Origin of the sequence: Pseudodesulfovibrio thermohalotolerans (assembly GCF_021353295.2) — a bacterium.
GTDB classification, from domain to species: domain Bacteria; phylum Desulfobacterota; class Desulfovibrionia; order Desulfovibrionales; family Desulfovibrionaceae; genus Pseudodesulfovibrio; species Pseudodesulfovibrio thermohalotolerans.
In genome coordinates this window covers 3,859,197-3,881,578 of sequence record NZ_CP120635.1, presented here as the reverse complement: position 1 = coordinate 3,881,578, position 22,382 = coordinate 3,859,197, and the positions used below count along the sequence as shown (strand labels likewise).

Sequence of the window (22,382 nt, the reverse complement as noted above, 5' to 3'; positions counted from 1 at the left end):
CCGGATAGTCAAGGGCAGCGGGCCGCTCCGGGGGGAAACACCCCTTCGGCAAACCGCTGCCGAAACGCATTAGAACCGGCGCGTTCAGCCTTCGCCGTCCTGGCCCGCCACACCGCTCCCGGCTGGACATGGGCATGATAATATATATATTATCCGAAACAAACTCCGACGATACAATATGAACGCAAAACCGAAAACAGCCCTGATCTGGACCCCGGACCTCTCCGTCCACATGGAAAATCTGGACAGCCAGCACCGCAGCATCCTGCGGCTCATCGACACGTGGTGGCGGAAGCTCAACGCCGGGGAATTCAACCCCACCAAAAAGAATCTCTCCAACATATTCAGCTTTCTGAGCCGATTCACCCAGCAACACCTTGAACTGGAGGAACGGATTCTCGATATTCTCGCGGACCAATTCGGATACTCCGTCGAAACAACGGAGCAGCACAAACTGCGCCACCATGTTTTCCGCAGCGAGATCATGCCCCGTCTGCGCCATGACATCATGCTCCGGGTGCAATCCGGCGACAGCGGCTCGGACCTCTTGCGGCCCATCGCGAAGTGGTGGGTCACGCATATCAAGACCAACGACCGCGACTACGGAGACGTTCTGGCCGGGCTCTCGCACGAGGACAGGGACGCTTTGCATATCCGGCTCGTCGACTCGCTCCTGGACAAGCCCATCGTCACCGTGAGCTACAAGCAGTTCGCCAAGGCCATCGAAGAAACGGCATAGGCCGCCAATGCCCGAGCGATTCACAGACATGCAGCATCCCAGGGAACCGCTCTTCATCCAGGTCTGGCTGACCCACTTCGTGCCCTGCTTCTTTGTAGGAGCCGTCCTGCTGCTCGGGGCAAGTGAAATGCCCAGGCCAAAGGCGCTGCCGGACGGAAACGCCCGGGTGCTGCTCCTGGCCGCGCTCAACGGAGCGGCCGTGGCAGCCGCCACCGTCGCCTATCACCTGAACAGGAACCGGCGCCTACGCCGCCGCTGGCGGACCACGCTGGGGCTATACACCGGAGCGCGCCTGCGCTACGCCGCCACCGTCGGTTTTCTGGCCGGAGCGGCGGACATCCTTCTGACCCTCAGCGTTTGGGGCGTCCTCTGCCTCGCCATCCTGGTCCTGTCCGTCCTGGGCTGGAACATCCACGCCTTCACGCACCGCGCCGTGGCCCTGCTTGTGCCCGACAGCGAGATACGCTGGACCGATGTGGGCGAACTCCTGCGCATCTACCTGGCCACCCTGATCGGCTTCACACTGGTCAACGCGACTCTGGAGGGAATGCACTTCCTGGCAGGCTCGCCCCCGCCCTTCGGTTTCGGAACCGGCGACGCCCAGCCCCTGCTGGACTCCCTTTACTTCACGGTAGTCACCATGACCACGCTCGGCTTCGGCGATATAGTGCCCCACACATGGGACGGCAAGGTCCTGCTCGTCGTCCAGAGCCTCATCAGCTACTTCATGTTCGCGCTGACGGTCGGCATCATCACAAGGGGCGTGGGCGGCAAAAAGAAGGATCGGAAGTAACCCGCCGCTTGTGCAGCCGCTTGCAGCCGGTTGCGGTCCGGACGCGATGAGTATAGGGACCCGCCTGACAGGATAGGTTCCCATGACAAAAATGACTCCCGAGCGTTTCCGGCAAGCCGTCCAGGCGGCTTTCACCCTCTTCTCCCTCTACGCGGGCTACCGCTTCATCCTCTTCCTCGATTGGGCCGCAGGCCGATCCGATGTCTTCGTGCCCAAACCCGGCGCGGTGGAAGGTTTCCTGCCCATCAGCGCGCTGCTCGGCTTCCGCAGACTTCTGGCCTCCGGCCTCTGGGACCAGGCGCACCCGGCCGGGCTGGCCGTGTTCCTGGCCGCACTGGTCATGGCTTTTCTCTTCCGCAAGGGATTCTGCGGCTACATCTGTCCGGTGGGGTTCCTCTCGGGCCTGCTGGAACGGGCCGGACGCAGGATGGGACTGGCCAAGATTCCGCCCCGTTGGCTCGACCTGCCCCTCCACGCCCTGAAATACGTGCTCATGAGCGGCTTCCTGTTCGCGGTCTTTTCCATGAGCCCGCGCTCACTGGAATCCTTCCTGCGCAGTCCGTTCAACATGACCTCGGACGCCAGGATGCTCGACTTCTTTCTGCATCCGTCCGGCACGGCTCTGGCCATATTCGCGGCCCTCGCCCTGCTCAGCCTCGTGGTGCGCAACTTCTGGTGCCGCTATCTCTGCCCCTATGGCGCGCTCCTGGGCCTCATCGCCTGGTTCGGGCCGGTGCGCGTGCAGCGAGACGCCGAAGCCTGCGCGCACTGCGGCAGATGCTCGGCCCGCTGCCCCTCGGGCATACAAGTGGAAAAGAAGGATCGCGTTCTCTCCCCGGACTGCATCGGCTGCGGCCAATGCGTGGGGGCCTGTCCGGTGAACGGATGTCTCGAATTCAAGGCTGTTGGACACAGCATCCCGTGGCCGACCGTGGCTGTCGGGGCCGTGCTGGTCCTGATCGCGGCGAGAATATGGGCGGGCTACGCGGGCGTCTGGGACAACCCCCTGCCCCCGGACATGCTCAAGCGGCTCTACACGATGGCCGCCGGGGCCCTGTAGCCCCTATTCGGCGCAGTCCACGCAGTAACCGGTCTCGGGCATGGCCTTGAGCCGGGCCATGGGTATGGGGTCCCCACAATCCAGGCACAGGCCGAACTCCTCGTCCTCGTCCGCCCGTTTCATGGCCTCCCGCAACCGGGCCAGGCGCACCTTGGCCTTGGAGAGTTGGGCCTCGGCCACGGACTGGTTGACGATATTGTCCATGCGCGAGATGCGCCCGATGGCGTTGTCCGGGGCCACGGGCTTGACCAGTTCCGCGAGCCGGGGGATCTCCGTTTCCAGAGCCGCGATCTCTTCGGCGGCAAACCGCTTGAATTCCGCTCTTTCCTTTTCGGTCACGATAGCCTCCCCATCCGTTGCATGGCGTCCTCCAACACATTCATTTCCTTGGCAAAACAGAACCTGGCCAACGTCTCGCCCACCGGGCCGGAATAAAAGGCCGAGCCGGGCACACAGGCCACGCCGGTCTTTTCCAGCAGGTACAGGGCTCGCTCCTTGGCGGTCTTCCCGGGCAGGGACGTCACGTCGGCGAGCGTGTAATACGCCCCGGCCGGGACATGCGGCGTCAGCCCGATCGAACGCAGGGCGTCGCAGAACCTGTCCCGCTTGAGCTGGTGGTCGTCGGACACCCCTTGGTAATATTCCGGGCCAAGCTCCTCCAATCCCTTGGCCGCGCCGAGTTGCAGCGGCGCGGGCGCGCACACGTAGACCAGGTCGCTGAAATGACCGATGGCCAACGCCCATTCGGGATCGCAGATGGCGTAGCCGAGCCGCCAGCCGGTGATGGCAAAAACCTTGGAAAGCCCTGAAATGGTGACGGTCCGCCGGGCCATGCCGGGTAAAGTCGCCGGGGACACGTGCTCGCGGCCGTCGAAGACGAAATGCTCGTATATCTCGTCGGTGAACACGAACAGGTCGTGAGCCTCGGCGAAATCCGCGACAAGGGCGAGTTCCTCGCGGGTAAAAACCTTGCCCGCCGGGTTGGACGGGGTGTTCAAGATGATGGCGCGGGTCTTCGCGGTCACGGCCCGTTCCAGGTCCTCGGCGGAGAATCCCCACTCGGGCGGCTCCAGGGTGGCGTAGACCGGCTTGATGCCCAGGGAAGCCATGGTCACGATGTGGTAGCCGTAGTACGGTTCGAAAACCAGGACCTCATCCCCCTCGTCCAGCAGGGCCAGACAGGCGGAGTAGAACGCGCCCGTGGCTCCGGCCGAGACAACCACCTGTCCGTTCGGGTCGACCTCCATGCCGGAGAACCGCCGCTGCTTGGCCGCGACGGCCTCCCGCAGGCGAGCCAGCCCGTCGAAGCGGGTATAGATATTGGCTCCCGCGCGCATGGCCTCTTCCGCGCCCCGAATGACAGGTTCAGGCACGGGCAGGTCGCACACGCCCTGGGCCAGGTTCACGCCCGACACCCGGGCGCATTCAAGGGTCATGTTCCGAATTTCCGACTGGGACACAAGCGGCCTGCGCTTGCTCACTTTCAGCGACATGGGGTACTCTCTCATTGAAACGGATAACAAAGACAAAGGATAAACATATATGACTTCACACCGGAATAAAACCCCGATCCGTCCCGAAACAGGTTCGCAGGTTGACGCCCGGCTCCCATATTCATATAGCCCTCAATACGACAACCTTTTCCCAGGGAGCCGCCTCACCATGAAAATCACCACCGGCCTCGACACCGCCGCCGCGATCCGGACCGCTCCGGACATGGAGTAAGCCCGTCATGACCGATCTGCTCACCCTTTGGGGGCTGTCCTCCGGCCGCCACCGCACGGATATCGTTCTGCCCGGCAGCCCCGAGCGATGCCTGTCCCGCCGCGCCGAGGAAGATGACCAGGGCCGCGTCTGGATGCTCGAAACACTGCGCCCGGGCCAGTTTGACAGGCGCGAGCGCATCGCCCGCGCCCTGGACAGGCTAAGCCGTGCCGGATTGCCCGTGCCCGCCTACCTGGCCGGGCCGGACGGACGTTTCGTGATCGAACACGAGGGACAGCAGCACCAGCTCTCCCCGTTCATCCCCGGCGACCCGCTCCCCCAGCCCGAATACATAGAGGATGCCGCGCGCGGCGAGAGCCTGGGCAAGTTCCTCTGCCGCCTGCGCGAGGTCTCTGGCTGCATTCACGAATTCGACGACGAACCGGCCTTCCTCTTGGAGGGATACATCGACGAACTGATGGCGGCCATGGCCGGTCGCAGGCCGGACCTCCATGAAGCCCTCTCCCCGGTCCTGCCCGCGCTGACGCCTCTCTTCGAGGCGTGGCCTAGTTTGCCGGTTTCCTTCTGCCACGGAGACTTTCACCCCCTGAACATCATCTGGCACGGCACGTCCGCCGCGGCCGTCATCGACTGGGAGTTCGCCGGAATCCGTCCCTGCCTGTTCGACGCGGCCAACTGTCTCGGCTGCGTTGGCATCGAGGACCCGCACGCCCTGGTGCGCGGCCTGGCCCCGGCCCTACTGCAAACCCTGCGGCAAGGAGTGTGCCTGGACCGGACCTCCCTCTCCCTGCTGCCGGAACTGGTGCTCGCCCTCCGCTTCGCCTGGATGTCCGAATGGCTCCGCCGCCGCGACGAGGAAATGATCGGGATCGAGGCCCACTACATGCGCCTGCTGGCCAATTCGCTGGACACTCTGCTCCCGGCCTGGTTCAACCTCCTGGGGGAATGAACGCCATGCGCTTCATCAACAGCTACGCGCATCTTCCCGAGCCCTTTTATCAGCGAATCGACCCGGAACCGGTCGCCGCGCCCTCGCTCATTCGGCTGAACCGGCCCCTGGCCGAACGCCTTGAGCTCGATCTGCCCGAAGACGACGCCGACCTGGCCGCCCTGTTCTCCGGCAACCGGCTCCTGCCCGGCTCCGAACCCATCGCGCAGGCATACGCGGGCCACCAGTTCGGCCAGTTCGTTCCGCAGCTCGGCGACGGCCGGGCGCATCTCCTGGGCGAAACCGTCAACAAGGCGGGCGAACGGTTCGACATCCAGCTCAAGGGCTCCGGCCGCACCAAATTCTCGCGCGGGGGCGACGGCCGCTCCCCGCTCGGGCCGGTCCTGCGCGAATACGTGGTCAGTGAGGCCATGCACGCCATGGGCATCCCGTCCACCCGCGCCCTGGCCATGACATCGACCGGCCAGCCCGTGTTCCGCGAAGCCGAGCTTCACGGCGCGGTCCTTACCCGCGTCGCATCCGGATTCGTGCGCGTGGGCACCTTTGAATATTTCGCGGCACGGCGCATGGAAGACGCCGTCCGGCAACTTGCCGATCATGTCATCGAACGCAACCACCCGTCCGCGAGCCAGGCGGACAATCCGTATCTCGCTTTGTTCGAGGCCATCTGTTCCGCCCAGGCCGAGCTCATGGCCCGATGGATGTGCGTCGGCTTCGTGCACGGCGTCATGAACACGGACAATACCGCCGTGAGCGGCGAGACCATCGACTTTGGCCCGTGCGCCTTCCTCGACCAGTACGACCCCGAGGCGGTGTTCAGCTCCATCGACCACTTCGGGCGTTACGCCTTCAATCGGCAGCCGACCATCATGGCCTGGAACCTGGCCTGTCTCGGCGGCTGTCTCATCCCCTTGCTGGACGACGACGAATCCCGGGCGCATACGGCGGGAGAGGCGGTTCTGGAACGGTTCATCCCGGCTTTCGCCGCCCACTACACGCAAGGGCTTTGCAGCAAGATCGGGCTGCCCGGCGACGACGAATCCTTTGCCCTGGCGCGCGGTCTCCTTGATCTCATGCGGCGCAACGGGACAGATTTCACCAACGCCTTCCGCGCCCTCTGCGACGCCCAGACCGATCCGGCCCCGTTCACGGCCCTCTTCGCCACAAACGAGGAGATTCGCCACTGGCTCGACGACTGGCGCGCCCGACTGGCGCTGACAGGCTCCGTCGGCACGGCCCGCGAAACCATGCGTTCCGCCACCCCGGCCTTCATCCCGCGAAACCACCGCATCGAGCAGGCCATCCAGGCGGCTGAGGTCGGTGACTTCACCCTCGTCGACAGGCTCATCGAAGTGCTCCGGCGGCCCTACGAAGATCAGCCGGAAAACGCCGAATACGCCGCTCCGCCGCGACCCGAGGAACGCGTCGAGCAGACTTTCTGCGGCACGTAGGCGAAGGAGCCTCCGGCGACCGGGGGAAGGGGAGGAAAACCCCTTTGAAAAGGGTTCTTTCCTCCCTTTCCCCCGGACCCCCATCCCCTTCTTTTCCTAAACTTTTTATTGCCGCTTCGCGGGAGGTACAGGCAGTCTTTTTTTAGGGAAGAGGATTTAAATGAGACAGATTGGAGCGGGTGGTTTTGTGTTCTTTGGAGTGGAGTGCTTGAAACGGGCTTTGGCCGAATGCGCATGAAAAAAGGCCCCACCCTGAAGGTGAGGCCTTTACAAATTTTCTGGAACGATCCGGGGCGGACCGCTCGATCGGAATTTTCCGTTATTCGTCGAAGTCGGCGGTCAACGCCGCAATCTCCTCGCGGATGATTCTGGCGGCTTCCGCCGGGACCATCTGGGCGATCTCGTCGCGAAGGCGCAGTTCAAGCTCCTCCACCCGACCCTCCAACTGACGGACCTTGGCCTGGAGTTCCGCCAGGGTGGGCTCGCCCTCCCCGGCCGGAATGATCGGGAGCAGATCCGGTTCCTCGTCCATGTCCACGTCGGACGGTTCGGATTCGACGGCCAGCACCTCGTCCAGGGACCCTTCGTCCAAATCCATGACCATGTCGTCATCCATCTCGGCGTCTACCGCTTCGGTGTCCACAACATCGGACACGTCCACCTCGACGTTGTCCAGAAGGCTGTCCACATCCTCGATGTCGTCGTCTCCCAGCTCTTCAAGGCCGGTGAGTTCGGCGTCCATCGGCTCGGCGCTCGGCAGATCGTCTGCCGCTGAGACAAACACCTCGTCTTCGGCAGACCGGGCCTCTTCAGGCTCGTCCATGACGGCGTCCAGCTCCTCGGCGGGAATGGACTCGTTCATCGCCTCACCGGCAGGCACGGCCTCGTCGACCGGCTCCGCAAGAGGCTCTTCGACGGCGGGCGCATCTTCGAAACCACCCTCCGCCTCATCGTCCCGGACGGGTTCCGTCCCGGACTCGTAAATTTCCGTTTCCGGCTCGGCCGGAGACTCCTCCCCGAGCAGATCGTCGAGATCAATGAGCGGCTCTTCTTCGAGCTCTTCGGCCTGTTCGGCCTCTTGGGACTCGTAGGAGACAGGCTCCTCGACCAGATCGTCGAGGTTGATGATCTCTTCGTCCTCCTCGTCATCTTCCTCGGAGGGAAGCTCCAAGTCGGTCACCACGGCCTCGGTGGCGGTCACAGCCTGTGCCCCGCCCTCGGCGGCATCGGCCTTCTCGACCAGTTCCACCACCTCGTCGAGCACGATCAACTCGCTCTCGTCGTCAACTTCCTCGGCAGGCTCTTCGGCCACATCATCCAAGATCAGAAGCTCCTCGGCCTCCGGCGCGGATTCGGCCGCGGCGGGTTCCTCCACCACGTCGTCCAGGACCAGCAGTTCCTCACCGGCGGGCGCGGCCTTTTCGGCTTCCACTTCGTCGTCAAGCACGACGGGACCGCCGCTCTCATCGGGAACGGGAGTATCCTCAAGGTCGTCGGCGAACAGGTCTTCGAGTTCCTGCTCGAAATCCGCATCCACGGAATCGAGGTCGAAACCTTCGCTATCGACAGCGGGTTCGTTCAGCACGTCGCGCACATCGGCGTCGTCTTTGGGAGGAGGCGGCGGGGCAGGGGTCATGGGTTACCTCCGGAAAACCGGTTTAAAAAGGGGGGCCGTTTTGAACAGCCCCCCTGGTATTCACCCTAAAGGTTTATTTGGGGTGGCATTCCTTGCAGCTGACCGGAACGGCCTTGCCGGCCTTCTTTTCCTTCTTGTGGCAGGCCAGGCAGGAAGCGTCGGCCTTCTTGCTATGGAAGGCGGAGTAGAAGCCGGTGGGCTCCTTCTTGGCGGCCTTGCTGGCATCCACATGACAGCCTTCGGCGGCACAGCTCTTGGCTTCGTCAGGGGTGGCGGACTTGTGGTGGCAGACCAGACAGTCGATGCCGCCGTCCACGTGTTTCTTGTGCGGGAAGGTCACGGGCGTTTTGGTCGCCTTGGCGCCGGCGGGGACCTCGATGGTGATGGTGTCTGCGGGCGCGTTGGCAGCGATGACCACGGGCAGGCAGAAGACACAAACCAGGGCGGCCACCATCAAGCTGATGATGAGAGACTTCTTCATTTACCTAGTTCCTCCTGTTGCATAAAAGATAAACAGTCACACTCTCTACTATGCGGGATAAATAAGTATCCACCCCCTGTCAAGAAGGGGGCTGCCATCGTAGACCCTTGCTTTTACCCGATAAAGGACATTGAACGCAAGGGGGATTTCCACTTTGATTTACCGCATCAGAGTGCGTATTTGCGGTGATACCCGCGCGGCGTGAGCATCCGTCCGCCAACCAGCCGGGTGGCGGAGTTGCCCACGACGAGGACAGTCTGCATATCCACCTTTTCCACATCCACGCCGTCGAGCCGGACGGCTTCGACCATCTGGCCGGGGCGGTACGCCTTGCGCACGATGCCCACCGGCGTCTCCGGCCTGCGAAACCGGCCAATGATCTCCAGGGCTTCGCGCAGATGGCCGCTGCGCTTCTTGGAGCGGGGGTTGTAGATGGCTATGACGAAATCCGCGCTGGCGGCGGCCTGAAGCCTCTGCTGGATGCGCTCCCAGGGAGTCAGCAGGTCGCTCAGGCTGATGGAGGCGAAATCATGCATGAGCGGCGCGCCAAGCAATGCGGCCGCCGCGTTGAAGGCGGCCACGCCCGGAACGACCTCAAAGGGCACCGCCTCAAGAAGCCCTTCGCTCTCAAGGACCTCCAGAAGCAGACCTGCCATGGCGTAGATACCTGCGTCACCGGAGCAGACCATGACCGTCTTCCGGCCCTCGCGGGCATGTTCCACGGCCTGCCGGACGCGGTCCACCTCGCCCATCATGCCCGTGGAGACCACGATCTTGTCCTGCAACAATTCTTCCGGGACCAGCTCGATGTACCCCTTATATCCGGCCACGACATCGGCCTCGCCGATGGCCGCGCGCGCCGCCGGCGTAAGAAGGGACTCGTCGCCCGGCCCCAAGCTTACGGCCTTAAGCACGGTTGCTCCTGGCCACGGCCAACGTCACGGTTGATGTCTTCTCCTTGCTGACGAGGAGCTGCCCGCCGTGGGAGGCGAGCATGGCGGATGCCTCGGCCACGCTCGGCACGCCCATGTGCTGCTGGACGCGATCCGAAGGCGTGGGCGCATCCACGGCGGCAAGCTGAGCCGTGGTGTAAAAAACGGGGTCCACGCCGAACTCTTCGGCGGCCTCAAGCAGTCCCGCCTCGTTGCGCTTGGCCTCCACCGACCCCACTGAGGCGATGGAATCCATGGCCAGGCCGTGTTTCTTGAAGACCATGTGCACGTGGTCGAGAATCTCGTAGGTGGTGATGTCCCGGCGGCAGCCGATGCCAAGATGCAGCATCCTCGGGTGCAGGGCCAGGCTCCCCTCCGGGGCGTCGTTGTGCCACGAAACCCAGATTCCGGGGCTCGACTCGTTCCAGTCCTCGTATCCGGCCCGGCCTTCGAATCCCGCGTGCCAGGCCAGCCCGAGCCAATCCTCGGGGTCGTAGACCTGGACGATCCGGTTCTCAAGCAGGGCCATGTTCACGTCCTTGACCTTGCCGATGGTGCCGATGGCCAACCCCTTGGCCATGGCCAGACTGTCGATGGACAGCACGCCCGCCGAATCCGTGGCTGTGGTGATGACCGACTGCGCGCCCATGGTCCGCGCGCACCTGTCGGCGAGCTCGTTGGCCCCGCCGAGATGGCCGGACAACAGACTGATGGCGAACAGCCCGCCCTGGTCCATGCAGACGACGGCCGGATCGGTCTCCTTGCTCTGGAGATGAGGCGCGATGCATCGGACAACAATACCCGCGGCCGCCACGAAGACGTGCCCGTCAAAGGCATTGAAGGTGGCCGAGACGAGGTGCTTGAGGGATTCGAAGGGAATGGCGCCCTCCGCTTCCAACGGTTTGGAAGCATAGAGCGTTCCATGCAGTCGGGCGGCCAAGAGCCTGCCCACCGCCAATCCCTGGGAGGTCAGTGCGTATACGGCTATTTTTTTTGCTGGCATTCGTTTCATTTATCAGCAACCTTCAACTGGGGGAAGAAAAAAACGATACATAGTGGGGTGTTTTTTATTTTTCGGCGCGAACCAACGGAAAACGGGCCGGTCCCCGAAGGGGTTCCCGGCCCGATCGTATAAACGGTTTCGACGCGATTTAGAACGTCACGGCGCGGGCTGCGGCCAGCGTCTTCTCGAAATCCTCATCCGAATGGGCGAAGGATGTGAAGGCGCATTCAAAGCCCGCCGGGGCCAGATAGACGCCCCGGGACATCATCTGCTGCCAGTAGGCCGCATAGGCGTCGCCGTCGCACTGGCCCGACTCGACCATGTTGGTCACGGGCTTGTCCGAAAAATACATGGTAAAGGCCGAACCGGCCTGGGCCACGTAAACAGGCTTGCCCTTGGACTCGACGATGGCGGCCAGCTCGCTGGTCAGCGCCTTGGTCTTGGCCTCCAGGGCCTCGTAGTCGCACTCCTGCAACCGTTTCAGGGTGGCCAGACCGGCGGCCATGGCCACGGGGTTGCCGGACAGGGTGCCCGCCTGGAACACGCCGCCCACCGGGGCCATGTGCTCCATGATCTCGCGCTTGCCGCCGTAGCAGCCCACCGGGAACCCGCCGCCGATGATCTTGCCCAACGTGGTCAGGTCCGGGGTGATGCCGTACCGCTCCTGGGCTCCGCCGGGGGCAAGCCTGAAGCCGGTGATGACCTCGTCGAAAATCAGCACAGCGCCGTACTCGGTGCACAGGTCGCGCAATCCCTGGAGGAAGCCGGGTTTCGGCAGCACCAGGCCCATGTTGCCCGCGCACGGCTCCACGATGACGCAGGCTATATCGTCGCCGGACTCCTCGAAAAGCTTACGCACGGCGTCCAGGTCGTTGTACTGGGCCAGCAGAGTATGGCTGATGACCGCCTCGGGCACGCCGGGGGTGCCGGGCACGGTGCCTGCGGCGGAACCGGCCGCCGCCAGAAAGGCGTCGGCGTGGCCGTGGTAGTTGCCGATGAACTTCACGAACTTGTTGCGGCCGGTGTAGCCGCGCGCCAGCCGCAGGGCGGACATGGTCGCTTCTGTGCCGGAGGAGACCATGCGCATCATCTCCATGGACGGGATGAGCTTGTTGATCTCCTCGGCCAGCAGGACTTCGCCCAGGCAGGGCGCGCCGTAGCTGGAGCCGTGATCCACGGCCTCGTGGGCAGCGGCGTTCACGGCCGGGTCCTGGTGCCCGAGCAGCATGGGCCCCCAGGAAAAGACGTAGTCGATGTACTCGCGGCCTTCCACGTCAAAGAGGTGCGCCCCCTTGGCGTCGGCGATGAAGACCGGCTCGGAATTGACGTATTTGCAGGCCCTCAGCGGCGAGTTGACGCCGCCGGGCATGAGGGTCAGCGCCTTGGCGTAAAGCGATTTCGAATCCATGTCGTGCTTCCTATTTGAAATAGACCATGGAGGTCTTTTTGAGTTCCTTGAGCGACCGGAGGGTACAATGGTCGTCTATGCCCACGGTCTTTTCCAGCTCGGCCACCACCTCGTCGGTATGGCCGGGCCGCTCGCCGTGGATCATGGTGTAGACGTTGTAGGTCCACTCCGGATAGGTGCGCCGGACGTAGCAATGGGATATCTCGGGCCGCGCGGCGAAGATGCCGCCCACCTCGTCGGTGCGCTCTGCCGGCACCCGCCAGGCGACCATGGCATTGTGCCCGTAGCCCGCCTTCTGGTGACGCAGGGTGGCCCCGAAACGTCGGATGATCTTGCGGTCCTTGAGGTCGCCAATAAGGTCGATAACCTCCTGCTCGGTTACACCCACGGCGTCCGCGATGGTCTTGAACGGCCGCTCGGTGTCCGGCAAATCCCCGCCCGCCAGGGCGAGTATCCTTTCCTCGGTTTCGGTGAATTGTATTGCCATGTGGGGTCTATACCTTCGACCGTTCCCGGATGCAACCGGCACGGGCGCTTTTCCCGGTCCCCCCGCCCTTGCCACCGTGGCGCGCGCCACGTATGCTTACCGACTCGACAAACCACCCAAGGAGACCATCTGATGAAAATAGCTGTTCTGGGCGCGGGCGCATGGGGCACAACTCTCGCCGACATGCTCGCCAAAAACGGAAGGAACACCACCCTGTGGGCACGCGAGCCCGAGGTGGTGGAGGATATCCGCAAGCACCGGGAAAACCGGGTTTTCCTGCCCGGCGTAACCCTGTCCGAGGCCCTGAAAGTCGAGTCCGACCCCGAAACCGCCTTCGCCGGAGCCGACTACTTCCTGGTGGTCATCCCCAGCCAGTTCATCCGCCCGGCTCTTTCCGGGTTCCGCGACCTGCTGCCGAGCCGTCCTGTGATCGTCAACGCGTCCAAGGGCATCGAGCTGGATTCCCTGGCTCCCATCTCCCGCGTGGTTGCCGACGCGCTGGAGGGCAAACGGCCGCGTTACGCCGCCCTGTCCGGCCCCTCCTTCGCCGCCGAGGTCTCCCGCGACATGCCCACCTCCGTATCCCTGGGCTGCGAGGACCACGACCTGGGCCGAGAGCTGCAGGAAGCCTTCTCCACCCCCTATTTCCGCGTCTACTTCACTCCGGACTACCGGGGCGTCGAGCTGGGCGGCGCAGTCAAGAACGTCATCGCCATCGCCGCGGGCATGGCCGACGGCCTGGGCTTCGGCCACGACGCCAGAGCCGCGCTGATTACCCGGGGCCTGGCAGAGTTGAGCCGTCTGGGCGAAGCCATGGGCGGCCAGGAGCGCACCTTCATGGGCCTGTCCGGCATGGGCGACCTGGTCCTGACCTGCACCGGCGACCTGTCGCGCAACCGTCAGGTCGGCCTGCGGCTCGGCCAGGGGGCCAAGCTGGAAGATATCGTCGGCGAGATGAAGGCCGTGGCCGAAGGCGTCAAGACCACAAAATCCCTGCACCATCTGGCCAAAAAACTCGATGTGGAGTTGCCTATCACCGAACAGGTATATAGTATATTGTATGAAGGCAAAGACCCTGGCCAGGCAACCCGCGACCTGATGAGCCGGGACCTCAAGGACGAATAACCGGAGCTTCGCCATGCGCCGTACCCTTATCGCCATCCTTTTCGCCGCGCTGACCTCGGCCGCCCTGCTTCTCGGCGGCTGCGCCAAGCCCTGGACCCACCCGGACTACTCGGGCAAGACTCTGAACCGGAAGTTCAAGGAAGACTCCCTGAAATGCGAGGTGCAGGCGGGCGAGATGTTCCCCCTGGACAAACACAAGCAGAACAAGCAGTTCCTCATGTGCATGGCTGACCTGGGATGGAACTACCACCCGGACGGCGAAGGCATCACCTTCCGGACCAAGCCCCGCTAGGCGGTGAAGCCATGACTGCCGCGCAGGTTCTCGTACTGGGTTCCACGGGCTACGTTGGCGGGCGGCTCGTGCCGCTGCTTCTGGAACGCGGACACCGGGTCCGGGCCGCAGGACGCAGCGTGGAGAAAATCCACGCGCGGTCCTGGGGCGACAAGGTGGAGGCCGTGCAGGCCGACATGCACGATCTCGAAAGCCTCAAAAAGGCCGCCGAGGGGTGCGACGCCTGTTTCTATCTGGTCCACTCTATGACCAAGCCGGGACGCGATTTCGCCGAGCAGGAACGTGACGCGGCCTACAACATGGTCAAAGCCGCCACCCACGCGAACCTCAAGCGGATCATCTATCTCGGCGGGCTGGGCGAAGACCGGGAGGACCACCCCCTCTCCAAGCATTTGCGTTCGCGGGCCGAAGTGGGCCGCATCCTCACCCTCGGCCCGGCCGAAGTGACCACCCTGCGGGCCGCCCAGATCATCGGGTCCGGCTCGTCTTCCTTCGAACTGGTCCGCTACCTGGCGGACCGCCTGCCGGTGATGATTACCCCGGCATGGGTGCGCACCCGGACACAGCCCATCGCCATCCGCAACGTGCTCGACTATCTCGCCGGATGTCTGGAAAACGACGCCACCGCCGGGCTGACCCTGGACATCGGCGGACCGGACATCCTTTCCTACGAGGAACTCTTCCACCTCTACTCCGAAGTGGCGGGCATCCCCCGGCGGCGGCTGCTGCCCCTGCCCTTCGTATCCCCGCGCCTCTCCTCCTTCTGGGTGTCCCTGATAACCCCGGTTCCCATGCCCCTGTCCCGCGCCCTCATCGAAGGGCTGCGCAACGAGGTGATCTGTCGGGATGAACGCATCCGCGACCTCGTGCCACAGGAGCTGCTCTCCTGCCGCGAGTCCATCCGCCGCGCCCTTGAAAAGACCAAACAGCAAACGGTGGAGACCTGCCTATTCGACGTGGGGTCCGCCTGTATGCCCGAATGGGCTTCGGCCGACGACCCGCACTACGCGGGCGGAACACGCTTCGAAATGGGCTACAAGGCCCGGTTGCAGGGCGACCCGAAAAAAGTCTGGGAGCAGGTGGCCCGCATCGGCGGGGAGCATGGCTGGTATTTCGGCGATCCCCTGTGGCGGCTTCGCGGCTTCATCGACCGCCTGCTCGCCGGACCGGGGATGCATCGCGGCCGTCCGCACGGCGACGACACCCCGCATGTGGGCGACGCCCTGGACTTCTGGCGCGTGATCGCCTCGGACGAGGGACGGCGGCTACTCCTGTTGGCCGAAATGCGTCTGCCGGGCGAGGCGTTGCTCGAATTCCGCATGGACTCCCAGTGGGACAATGCCGTGGACCTGTCCATGACCGCCAAATTCCTGCCGCGCGGCCTGACCGGCATCCTCTACTGGTACGCCATGTACCCCTTCCATGTGCTGCTGTTCAAAAACATCATCGAAAACATCTCCGACCTCGCGGGGACCATTCTCTACGAACCCGCCAGAAGAGTCCGTTAATCATGGAAAAACCGCTTCGAACCGGCCGGACCACCGGCACTTGCGCAGCGGCCGCGGCAATGGCCGGAATTCGTTTTCTGCTCACGGGCGAACGGCCCGGCGCCGTAGACGCCCCTCTGCCGCCGGGCGGCTTTCTGGCCGTGCCCATCGACCGCATCGATCCCGAGGGGGACGAGGTGCGTGTTACCGTCATCAAGGACGGCGGCGACGACCCGGACGTCACCCACGGCCACGAAATCCAGGCCGTCGTCCGGCTGGACCGCGACGGTCCGACGCCGCCCGCCGTGACGGTCGACGGCGGCCAGGGCGTGGGCCGCGCCACCCTGCCCGGCCTGCCCGTGAACGTAGGCGAGGCGGCCATCAACCCCGATCCGCGCCGACAGATCGAAGAGGCGGCCCGGCTGGCCGCGACCGGGCTTGAGTCCGGGCGCATTCTCGTCACGATCGAAGTCCCCGAGGGCGAGGCCATCGCGCAGAAGACCATGAATCCGAGGCTCGGCATCGTCGGCGGCATCTCCATCCTCGGCACCCACGGCATCGTCAAGCCGTACTCGCACGCTTCCTGGATGGCGACCATCGAGGAGGGGCTGAGCGTGGCCCGCGCCCAGAGGCTCGATCTGGCGGTCATGACCACGGGCCGCCGAAGCGAACGGCTTTACCAGGAAACCCGGCCAGACACGCCGGAAACGGCCCTGATCCAGGCCGCCGACTTCTTCGAATTCTCCATGCGCGCCGCCGCCGATCACGGGTTCCGCCGCGTCGCCTGGTCCGTGTTTTTCGGCAAGCTCGTCAAGCAGGCGCAGGGATTGCCGTACACCCACGCCCGGACGTATCCCGTGGACTTCGGGCTGCTGGCCGAACGCTGTCTCGAAGCGGGCTGCGACCCGGCCAGCGAAACGACCATTCGCACGGCCAACACCGCGCGGCAGGTCCTCGACCTTCTCAAGGACGACCCGGCCCGCCCGGCTCTCGTCGCCCTGCTCGCCTCGCGCGCCAAGGGGGCTGCCGAAGCGTTCTCCGACGGCCGCATTTCGGTCGAATACCTCGTGTTTGATTTTGACGGAGAGCGGTTGTTCTAGACGGAGGGGGCTTCTTTTTCCTTTGATTTTGCAGCTCGGGGAATAGTGCCGCGCTTCGCGTTCTACGGTGCACGGTATCCTTACGTGTTGTTTCGCCTTTACGGCGACTTCCTTTTTTGCTGGCGCAGAAAAAAGGAAGCAAAAACTGCGCTTTTTTGGCCCTGCGTGCTCCCGAAAGCAGTGGCCAAGAGCCTGTAGCGGCTTTCGCTGCCCGACAGGATGTCTGCCTCCGGCAGACGCAGTCGGCCCACGCTTCGCCGCTTCAGACAGGCTCTAGGCCCCGGCTTTCGAACGTCTCCCGCGCAAGCGAGGTCCTGTCTTCCAACGCGGGATGGCTCATTTGGGTTCTTCGTTCTCGAAGGAGCTTCCATAAGCGAAATGAAGGCCCTCCCAAAGGCAAGTGTGATGTAGCGCGTGGATATTAGCGCGCTTCGCGTTCTACGGTGCACGGCATCCTTACGTGTTGTTTCGCCTTTACGGCGACTTCCTTTTTTGCTGGCGCAGAAAAAAGGAAGCAAAAACTGCGCTTTTTTGGCCCTGCGTGCTCCCGAAAGCAGTGGCCAAGAGCCTGTAGCGGCTTTCGCTGCCCGACAGGATGTCTGCCTCCGGCAGACGCAGTCGGCCCACGCTTCGCCGCTTCAGACAGGCTCTAGGCCCCGGCTTTCGAACGTCTCCCGCGCAAGCGAGGCCCTGTCTTCCAACGCGAAAAGGACCTATTTCAGGCTCTTCGGTCTCCAATGAACACCCAAAGGCGACCGCGCACCCTCAAAGGCCCTACGAACGCTAGCCCTGGATTGGCGGCCTAGAAGCCGACCGCGAAGAGGCGGCGGCTCCTGTGACGATCAAGAAAGTGCTATCGATAGTGGGGAGCGGGCCACCAGAGAAGGACTTATACTTTTGATCGGGTGGAGCCGACCCGAGCGGATCGGATTCTTGCCGAAGATCCTGCGGGCGGCCGGGCTGGCGCAAGGCCCTTTTCTTTCGTCTATTTCTTTTGGGCCAGCAAAAGAAATGGACCCCGCCGGGAGGGCATGGAAGCTGAGGAGGCAAAGCCTCCACACTGGCTCTCGCGCCAAAGGCGCGCCTGCCTTATCAAGCTGGCGCACCATCCCGCAAATAAGACCTCTCCCACGACCAAGCTCCTGTGAAGAATAACTCAACTCCAGCCCTGGATCAGCGGCGTAGAAGCCGACCGCGAAGGGGCGGCGGCTCCTGTGAGGAGCAAGGGAATGCTACCGAGAGTGGAGAGCTGTCCACAAGAGAAGGACTTATACTTTTGATTGGGTGGAGCCGACCCGAGCGGATCGGATTCTTGCCGAAGATCCTGCGGGCGGCCGGGCTGGCGCAAGGCCCTTTTCTTTCGTCTATTTCTTTTGGGCCAGCAAAAGAAATGGACCCCGCCGGGAGGGCATGGAAGCTGAGGAGGCAAAGCCTCCACACTGGCTCTCGCGCCAAAGGCGCGCCTGCCTTAACGAGTGAACGCACCGTCCGGCGCGCCCTCTCTACTTCCAATATGGAATTGGCTGCACCAAATAAAAAAGCCGCCCCTCGGGGCGGCCTTCCCTAAACGACCTTCAATTCGTCGGGCATATCGGGCATGGCGCCCGGTTGCCCGCAAACATGGCCCGCCACCTTGGCGGCATACCTGTTGATATCGTCCAGAGGCATCCCCTTGAGATAACCGAGCACGAGAGCAGCGGTAAACGCATCGCCCGCGCCGATGGTGTCCACGACCTCCACCGGCTCGCCGGGCAGGTCGGAAACGGCGTCGGCCGCGACGATCAGGCTTCCGGCCCCGCCCCTGGTGAGCACCACGAGGTCGAGGTCGTATCGCTCCATGAGCGTCCGCATGGCGGGCTGCTCGCCCTTGGGCAGGGAGAACAGCCGAGTCAGCACGCCGAGTTCGTCGTCGTTGATCTTGAGGACATGAGCCGCTTGCAGGGAGTCGGCGATGATCTCCGAGGAGTAGAAATTCTGACGCAGATTTATGTCGAAGACCTTGAGCGCCTTTTCCGAGGCGTCCAGAAAGCGATGGATCGCCCGGCGCGACACGTCGGCGCGCTGGGCCAATGTGCCGAAACAAACAGCGTCGGCATTGGCGGCCAGAGCCAGTGCGGCGGAGTCCAGGGTCAGGAAATCCCAGGCCACGTCGTCCGGGAAGACGTAAACGGCCACGCCGTTCTCGTCCACGCTGGCGTCCACCGTGCCGGTGGGATGCTCCGGGTCAAGCGACACGGCGTCGATGTTCACTCCCCTGCGAACCAACAGGGACAGAGCCTCTCGGCCAAGCTCGTCGTCGCCCACGCGGGACACGGGCACCCCGGCCCCGCCCAGCGCGTTGACCTGATAGGCGAAATTGGCGGGCGCGCCGCCGAGCAGACGCGCATGGGGCAGCACGTCCCAGAGGATTTCCCCCAACCCGACGGCAAGTATCGGCTCCATCAACGCCCCGCTTTTTCCACGATCAGCCTGAGCCGCGCTTCGGCCCGCTCCCGCAGGGGCGAATCCGACGACGCGGTCCGTTCCAGAAAGGCGACGAGATTGTCCAGGGCGGACTCCATGTAGGGGTGATCCGGTCCCAAAGCAGCCTCATAGGCCGCGAAGCCGCGCTCGAAGCAGTCGAAGGCCTCTTCGCCCGCGCCCCGCCCGTCCAGGAACAGGGCCAGATTGCACAATGCCTGGGCGGTCTCGGGGTGGTCCTCGCCAAAAGTCCGGCTGCGAATGGAAAGACTTTTGCGGAAATGCGCCTCTGCCTCGGGCCCCTTGCCCAGCCGTTCGAAAAGCAGCCCGGCGAGATTGTGCCCGGCGGCGGCTTCGGGATGGTGTTCGCCGTACAGGTCCACGGTCATGCCCAGACTCTCCAGGGCAAGGCGCAACCCTTCCTCGGGGCGGTCCAGCGCATCCATGAGCAGGGCCAGATTGTGCAGGCAGGAGGCTGCGGCCGGGTGGCGTTCCTCCCCGGATGCGCGCAGGACGGCCAGGCACTCGTTCAGGGCGGACTCGGCCCCGGCCAGGTCGCCGCGCGCCTGTCGGACCATGGCCAAACCGTGCAGCACCGGGACCATGGACGGATTGTTCTCGGTGAGTATCTCGCGTTGCAGGTCCAGACAGGCGGAAAAGGTCGCTTCGGCGCGGGCCAAATTCCCTCCGGCCTGATAGACCGTGGCCAGCCCTTCCAGGTCGGCGGCGATGTCCGGATGATGGCCGCCCTTGAGGGCCACGTCGACGGCCATGGCCGCTTCCAGCAGTCCGGCGGCTTCCTTGTGGCGCTGACCGTAATACAATGTGAATCCGGCCTGATGCAGGACCCGGTTGGCGGCGGCCGTGTTCACGCCGAGGTCGGCCGCCAGGTCCCGGCAGGCCAGCACATGGGGCAGAAGCCATTCCACGACAGGCAGGCTTTGCGGCTCGGCGTCGGGCAGGGACAGGTTCAGGGCGTAGACGGCCCGCCCGGCCCACTCGGCGGCCTGTTGCCGGTCCATGCCCGCGCGCAGAATCTCACGCACATCCGGCGGCAGGGTGAATACCTGGGCGTCCGGATCGGCGAAGACCAATCCGCGATCGATGAGCGGAGTCATGATGGCCGTGGCCGCGAAAAAGGCGGCGGCGGGGTTGACCAGGGCCGGATTGTGCATGGTGCCCTCCACGGAAAGGGCAAAATCGTAGGGCAGGGGCGCATCGGCCAGCATGGCGGCCATGTAGAGGGATTCCGCCCCGCCCGGGGCTTCCTGTTCCACCTCCCGGACCAGGGCCATGACGGCCTCCCGGCTGCGGGCGTCGCTTGTCTCCGTCACGTGAAACTCCTTGTTGGCGGATCACGTTCTGACTATCCGCTTTGTCAGGGAAATTCAAGGCGGGGCGCGAAAAAGGGCGTTGCCCGGACCTGCCGGACAACGCCCCGTGATGCGATGGAGAAAGGGATCAGCGCTTGATGGAAATGAGGGTGTTCAGGATCGAATCCGAGGTGGTGATGACCTTGGTGTTGGCCTGATATCCCCGCTGGGTGACGATCATGTTGGAGAACTCCCGGGCCATGTCCACGTTGCTCTCTTCGAGGGTGTTCTGATTGATGAGCCCACGCCCCCGGTCCCCGGCCGTGCCGAGGATGGCCTCGCCCGATGCCTCGGTGGCCACGAAATTGGTGCCGCCGTCCCGCTTGAGCCCCCACGGGCTGTTGAACTTGTAGACGGCCACCTGATACATCTCCTCGGTCTGGCCGTTGGAAAAGTGGCCGCTGAGCACGCCCTCCTCGTTCACGCTGACGTAGTTGAGATATCCCCAGGAGTAACCGTCCTGAAGGCTGAACAAGGTGGATGACGGCAGGTCGTAACTGGTGGTCACGCGGGCGTCCCGGTTCATGGAGTCCATCTCTGGGAGCAGGTTCGCGTTCGTCCCGATGTCAGCGGCCGAGGCCACGGACCCGCCCGCCCAGGACGCCGTATCGGAGTTGACCCCGAAATCATAGGCAATGGTCCCGGCCCCGCCGTTGCTGGCGAAGGTGTAATTGAACTGCGCCAGGCCGTCCTCGCTGAACTCGGCGGGAACCCAGGCTCCCAGGCTCGTGCCGCCGGCTCCGGACGCGTTCGCGAGGTCCAAAGTAAAAGCCGACTGGTTGATGAGTGCGCCCCTGTCGTTGAAGGTCAACACCCCCATCCCGGCCAATCCGGCCGCAGAGGTGCCGTTGGCCGTCGAGCCGTCCGACTCGCCGGGCAGGGCGACGAGGTATTCCCAATAGGTGTAGCCGGGCACGGCGTTGGAGAGTCCCGCCGTGGACACCGGATCGAAATAGATAGTCATTTCGTGGTTGACGCCGTTCTCGTCGAACACGTCCACGGCCGTGGAATACTGCGGCTGCGCGTCGCCGAACGGGGAATCCGAATCGGTCCCGTTGGCGGCGTACGCCCCGAGCATGGCGAAAAACGGATTGTTTTCATCGGAGATTTGGCTCAGGGCCGAATGATCCAGCCGGGTGACGACCTCCACCGAAGAGGTGGCGAGCGGCGAGGACTGAACCACGCGGGCGGTCTGGCCGTCCACGGTCACGTCTTCGTAAGGCAATTGGATGTCGGACACGCTGCCCGACCACTCGCCGGTCTCGCGGTCATAGGCGAACCCTTGCAGCCGGTACCCCTGGGCGTTGACCAGATAGGCCTCGTTGTCGAAACGGAAATCCCCGGCCCGCGTATAGTGGGACGCCCCACGAATGGTTCCTGAGGGATCGTTGACGCCGAAGAAGCCCTCGCCCGAGATGGCCAGGTCAGTGGCGGAGGTGGTCCCGGACAGGGCTCCGCTGGTGAAATCGCCCCGGATGGACGACACGCCCACGCCCTTGCCCAACTGGCTGGTGCGGACCGAACCGGATTCGTACAATGCACCGCCCGAAGCCACCTGCTGGCTGATAAGATCGCCGAACAGAATGTCCGAGCGTTTGTAGCCGATGGTGTCGACGTTGGCCAGGTTGTTGGCCAGGACCTGCATTCCTTCGCTATGGGCCACCACGCCGGTGGCGCCCACGTACATACTTCCGAAACTCATACTTCCTCCGATCCGGCGCTGGCCGGACTCGCGGGAACCGCAGGGATACCCATTCCCCGGCAAGAAGTTCCCGATGCCTTCTCGATGAGATTGAAAGCAAGGGATGTGCCAGCACGAATCCCCCATATTTCCAAGGGGAAACGACGAACTGAACGATGGAACTTCCTGCCGCGCCCGAC

Annotated in this window: 20 protein-coding genes; 9 read left to right on the top strand and 11 right to left on the bottom strand. The window is 63.9% G+C overall.

The genetic code is table 11. The annotated features are described in order from the left end of the window. Positions 1-178 precede the first annotated feature (178 nt). The 3 genes from LF599_RS18215 (at position 179) to LF599_RS18205 (ending at position 2,592) form a co-directional block, all read left to right on the top strand. Complete coding sequence (locus LF599_RS18215) at positions 179-739, top strand: bacteriohemerythrin (protein WP_269940310.1); 561 nt, start codon at positions 179-181, stop codon at positions 737-739. A 7-nt stretch (positions 740-746) separates the two neighbouring features. Beyond that, positions 747-1,532 carry a potassium channel family protein gene (locus LF599_RS18210; RefSeq protein ID WP_279521804.1) on the top strand — a complete coding sequence of 262 codons (786 nt, stop codon included), beginning with the start codon at positions 747-749 and terminating at the stop codon, positions 1,530-1,532. A gap of 82 nt (positions 1,533-1,614) precedes the next feature. Continuing rightward, a complete protein-coding gene (locus tag LF599_RS18205; RefSeq protein WP_279521803.1) occupies positions 1,615-2,592 on the top strand; it encodes a 4Fe-4S binding protein in 978 nt (325 codons plus the stop codon). Between the two features lie 3 nt (positions 2,593-2,595). Here the strand turns inward: LF599_RS18205 and LF599_RS18200 are convergent, their stop codons facing one another. Beyond that, positions 2,596-2,931 carry a TraR/DksA family transcriptional regulator gene (locus tag LF599_RS18200; protein WP_269940313.1) on the bottom strand — a complete coding sequence of 112 codons (336 nt, stop codon included), beginning with the start codon at positions 2,929-2,931 and terminating at the stop codon, positions 2,596-2,598. Next, positions 2,928-4,085 (bottom strand): pyridoxal phosphate-dependent aminotransferase, encoded by a 1,158-nt coding sequence (locus LF599_RS18195; RefSeq protein ID WP_269940314.1) that lies wholly within the window; start codon positions 4,083-4,085, stop codon positions 2,928-2,930. Before LF599_RS18195 ends, LF599_RS18200 begins: the two co-directional genes overlap by 4 nt. A 239-nt stretch (positions 4,086-4,324) precedes the next feature. Here LF599_RS18195 and LF599_RS18190 point away from each other — a divergent pair, with 239 nt between their 5' ends. Both LF599_RS18190 and LF599_RS18185 read left to right on the top strand, forming a co-directional pair. Next, positions 4,325-5,266, top strand: coding sequence for a phosphotransferase enzyme family protein (locus tag LF599_RS18190; protein WP_279521802.1), 942 nt, complete (start codon positions 4,325-4,327; stop codon positions 5,264-5,266). Positions 5,267-5,271: 5 nt separating this feature from the next. Continuing rightward, positions 5,272-6,717, top strand: coding sequence for a protein adenylyltransferase SelO (locus LF599_RS18185; RefSeq protein WP_279521801.1), 1,446 nt, complete (start codon positions 5,272-5,274; stop codon positions 6,715-6,717). Between the two features lie 319 nt (positions 6,718-7,036). On the opposite strand, the gene LF599_RS18180 is transcribed toward LF599_RS18185, so the two are convergent. The 6 genes from LF599_RS18180 to ahbB all read right to left on the bottom strand — a co-directional run bounded on the left by LF599_RS18180 (position 7,037) and on the right by ahbB (position 12,664). Beyond that, on the bottom strand, positions 7,037-8,353 hold the full coding sequence (locus LF599_RS18180; protein WP_279521800.1) for a hypothetical protein: 1,317 nt from the start codon (positions 8,351-8,353) through the stop codon (positions 7,037-7,039). 73 nt (positions 8,354-8,426) lie between these two features. Further along, positions 8,427-8,834, bottom strand: coding sequence for a cytochrome c3 family protein (locus tag LF599_RS18175; RefSeq protein ID WP_269940318.1), 408 nt, complete (start codon positions 8,832-8,834; stop codon positions 8,427-8,429). Between the two features lie 167 nt (positions 8,835-9,001). Next, complete coding sequence (gene cobJ / locus LF599_RS18170; RefSeq protein WP_279521799.1) at positions 9,002-9,748, bottom strand: precorrin-3B C(17)-methyltransferase; 747 nt, start codon at positions 9,746-9,748, stop codon at positions 9,002-9,004. After that, the gene (locus LF599_RS18165; protein WP_279521798.1) at positions 9,741-10,778 is read right to left on the bottom strand and encodes a cobalt-precorrin 5A hydrolase; all 1,038 of its coding nucleotides are present in this window, start codon (positions 10,776-10,778) and stop codon (positions 9,741-9,743) included. The genes cobJ and LF599_RS18165 overlap by 8 nt, the downstream gene beginning before the upstream one ends. Before the next feature lie 139 nt (positions 10,779-10,917). Further along, positions 10,918-12,177 carry a glutamate-1-semialdehyde 2,1-aminomutase gene (gene hemL / locus LF599_RS18160; RefSeq protein ID WP_279521797.1) on the bottom strand — a complete coding sequence of 420 codons (1,260 nt, stop codon included), beginning with the start codon at positions 12,175-12,177 and terminating at the stop codon, positions 10,918-10,920. Between the two features lie 10 nt (positions 12,178-12,187). Further along, entirely contained in the window at positions 12,188-12,664 is a 477-nt protein-coding gene (ahbB, locus tag LF599_RS18155) for a siroheme decarboxylase subunit beta (protein WP_269940320.1), read from the bottom strand. Positions 12,665-12,796: 132 nt separating this feature from the next. Between ahbB and LF599_RS18150 the strand changes: the two genes are divergently transcribed. From LF599_RS18150 to cbiD, 4 genes are read left to right on the top strand one after another with little or no spacing between them, the layout of a single operon-like run. After that, positions 12,797-13,789 (top strand): NAD(P)H-dependent glycerol-3-phosphate dehydrogenase, encoded by a 993-nt coding sequence (locus LF599_RS18150; RefSeq protein WP_279521796.1) that lies wholly within the window; start codon positions 12,797-12,799, stop codon positions 13,787-13,789. 13 nt (positions 13,790-13,802) lie between these two features. Continuing rightward, positions 13,803-14,081, top strand: coding sequence for a hypothetical protein (locus LF599_RS18145; RefSeq protein ID WP_279521795.1), 279 nt, complete (start codon positions 13,803-13,805; stop codon positions 14,079-14,081). An 11-nt stretch (positions 14,082-14,092) separates the two neighbouring features. Next, complete coding sequence (locus LF599_RS18140; RefSeq protein ID WP_279521794.1) at positions 14,093-15,589, top strand: SDR family oxidoreductase; 1,497 nt, start codon at positions 14,093-14,095, stop codon at positions 15,587-15,589. Between the two features lie 2 nt (positions 15,590-15,591). Next, on the top strand, positions 15,592-16,668 hold the full coding sequence (cbiD, locus tag LF599_RS18135) for a cobalt-precorrin-5B (C(1))-methyltransferase CbiD (RefSeq protein ID WP_269940325.1): 1,077 nt from the start codon (positions 15,592-15,594) through the stop codon (positions 16,666-16,668). A 1,563-nt stretch (positions 16,669-18,231) separates the two neighbouring features. On the opposite strand, the gene LF599_RS18130 is transcribed toward cbiD, so the two are convergent. From LF599_RS18130 to LF599_RS18120, 3 genes are all read right to left on the bottom strand, one after another. Next, entirely contained in the window at positions 18,232-19,110 is an 879-nt protein-coding gene (locus LF599_RS18130) for a carbohydrate kinase family protein (protein WP_279521793.1), read from the bottom strand. Next, the gene (locus LF599_RS18125) at positions 19,110-20,462 is read right to left on the bottom strand and encodes a tetratricopeptide repeat protein (protein ID WP_279521792.1); all 1,353 of its coding nucleotides are present in this window, start codon (positions 20,460-20,462) and stop codon (positions 19,110-19,112) included. Before LF599_RS18125 ends, LF599_RS18130 begins: the two co-directional genes overlap by 1 nt. A 127-nt stretch (positions 20,463-20,589) precedes the next feature. Beyond that, positions 20,590-22,203 (bottom strand): flagellar hook protein FlgE, encoded by a 1,614-nt coding sequence (locus LF599_RS18120; protein ID WP_269940330.1) that lies wholly within the window; start codon positions 22,201-22,203, stop codon positions 20,590-20,592. Between the last annotated feature and the right edge of the window lie 179 nt (positions 22,204-22,382).

What these genes read in the sequence shown, in the direction of transcription:
- LF599_RS18215 (WP_269940310.1), top strand. Translation starts at nt 179, where the DNA reads ATGAACGCAAAACCGAAAACAGCCCTGATCTGGACCCCGGACCTCTCC.
- LF599_RS18210 (WP_279521804.1), top strand. Translation starts at nt 747, where the DNA reads ATGCCCGAGCGATTCACAGACATGCAGCATCCCAGGGAACCGCTCTTC.
- LF599_RS18205 (WP_279521803.1), top strand. Translation starts at nt 1,615, where the DNA reads ATGACAAAAATGACTCCCGAGCGTTTCCGGCAAGCCGTCCAGGCGGCT.
- LF599_RS18195 (WP_269940314.1), bottom strand. Translation starts at nt 4,085, where the DNA reads ATGTCGCTGAAAGTGAGCAAGCGCAGGCCGCTTGTGTCCCAGTCGGAA.
- LF599_RS18190 (WP_279521802.1), top strand. Translation starts at nt 4,325, where the DNA reads ATGACCGATCTGCTCACCCTTTGGGGGCTGTCCTCCGGCCGCCACCGC.
- LF599_RS18185 (WP_279521801.1), top strand. Translation starts at nt 5,272, where the DNA reads ATGCGCTTCATCAACAGCTACGCGCATCTTCCCGAGCCCTTTTATCAG.
- LF599_RS18180 (WP_279521800.1), bottom strand. Translation starts at nt 8,353, where the DNA reads ATGACCCCTGCCCCGCCGCCTCCTCCCAAAGACGACGCCGATGTGCGC.
- LF599_RS18175 (WP_269940318.1), bottom strand. Translation starts at nt 8,834, where the DNA reads ATGAAGAAGTCTCTCATCATCAGCTTGATGGTGGCCGCCCTGGTTTGT.
- LF599_RS18165 (WP_279521798.1), bottom strand. Translation starts at nt 10,778, where the DNA reads ATGAAACGAATGCCAGCAAAAAAAATAGCCGTATACGCACTGACCTCC.
- hemL (WP_279521797.1), bottom strand. Translation starts at nt 12,177, where the DNA reads ATGGATTCGAAATCGCTTTACGCCAAGGCGCTGACCCTCATGCCCGGC.
- ahbB (WP_269940320.1), bottom strand. Translation starts at nt 12,664, where the DNA reads ATGGCAATACAATTCACCGAAACCGAGGAAAGGATACTCGCCCTGGCG.
- LF599_RS18150 (WP_279521796.1), top strand. Translation starts at nt 12,797, where the DNA reads ATGAAAATAGCTGTTCTGGGCGCGGGCGCATGGGGCACAACTCTCGCC.
- LF599_RS18145 (WP_279521795.1), top strand. Translation starts at nt 13,803, where the DNA reads ATGCGCCGTACCCTTATCGCCATCCTTTTCGCCGCGCTGACCTCGGCC.
- LF599_RS18140 (WP_279521794.1), top strand. Translation starts at nt 14,093, where the DNA reads ATGACTGCCGCGCAGGTTCTCGTACTGGGTTCCACGGGCTACGTTGGC.
- cbiD (WP_269940325.1), top strand. Translation starts at nt 15,592, where the DNA reads ATGGAAAAACCGCTTCGAACCGGCCGGACCACCGGCACTTGCGCAGCG.
- LF599_RS18130 (WP_279521793.1), bottom strand. Translation starts at nt 19,110, where the DNA reads ATGGAGCCGATACTTGCCGTCGGGTTGGGGGAAATCCTCTGGGACGTG.
- LF599_RS18120 (WP_269940330.1), bottom strand. Translation starts at nt 22,203, where the DNA reads ATGAGTTTCGGAAGTATGTACGTGGGCGCCACCGGCGTGGTGGCCCAT.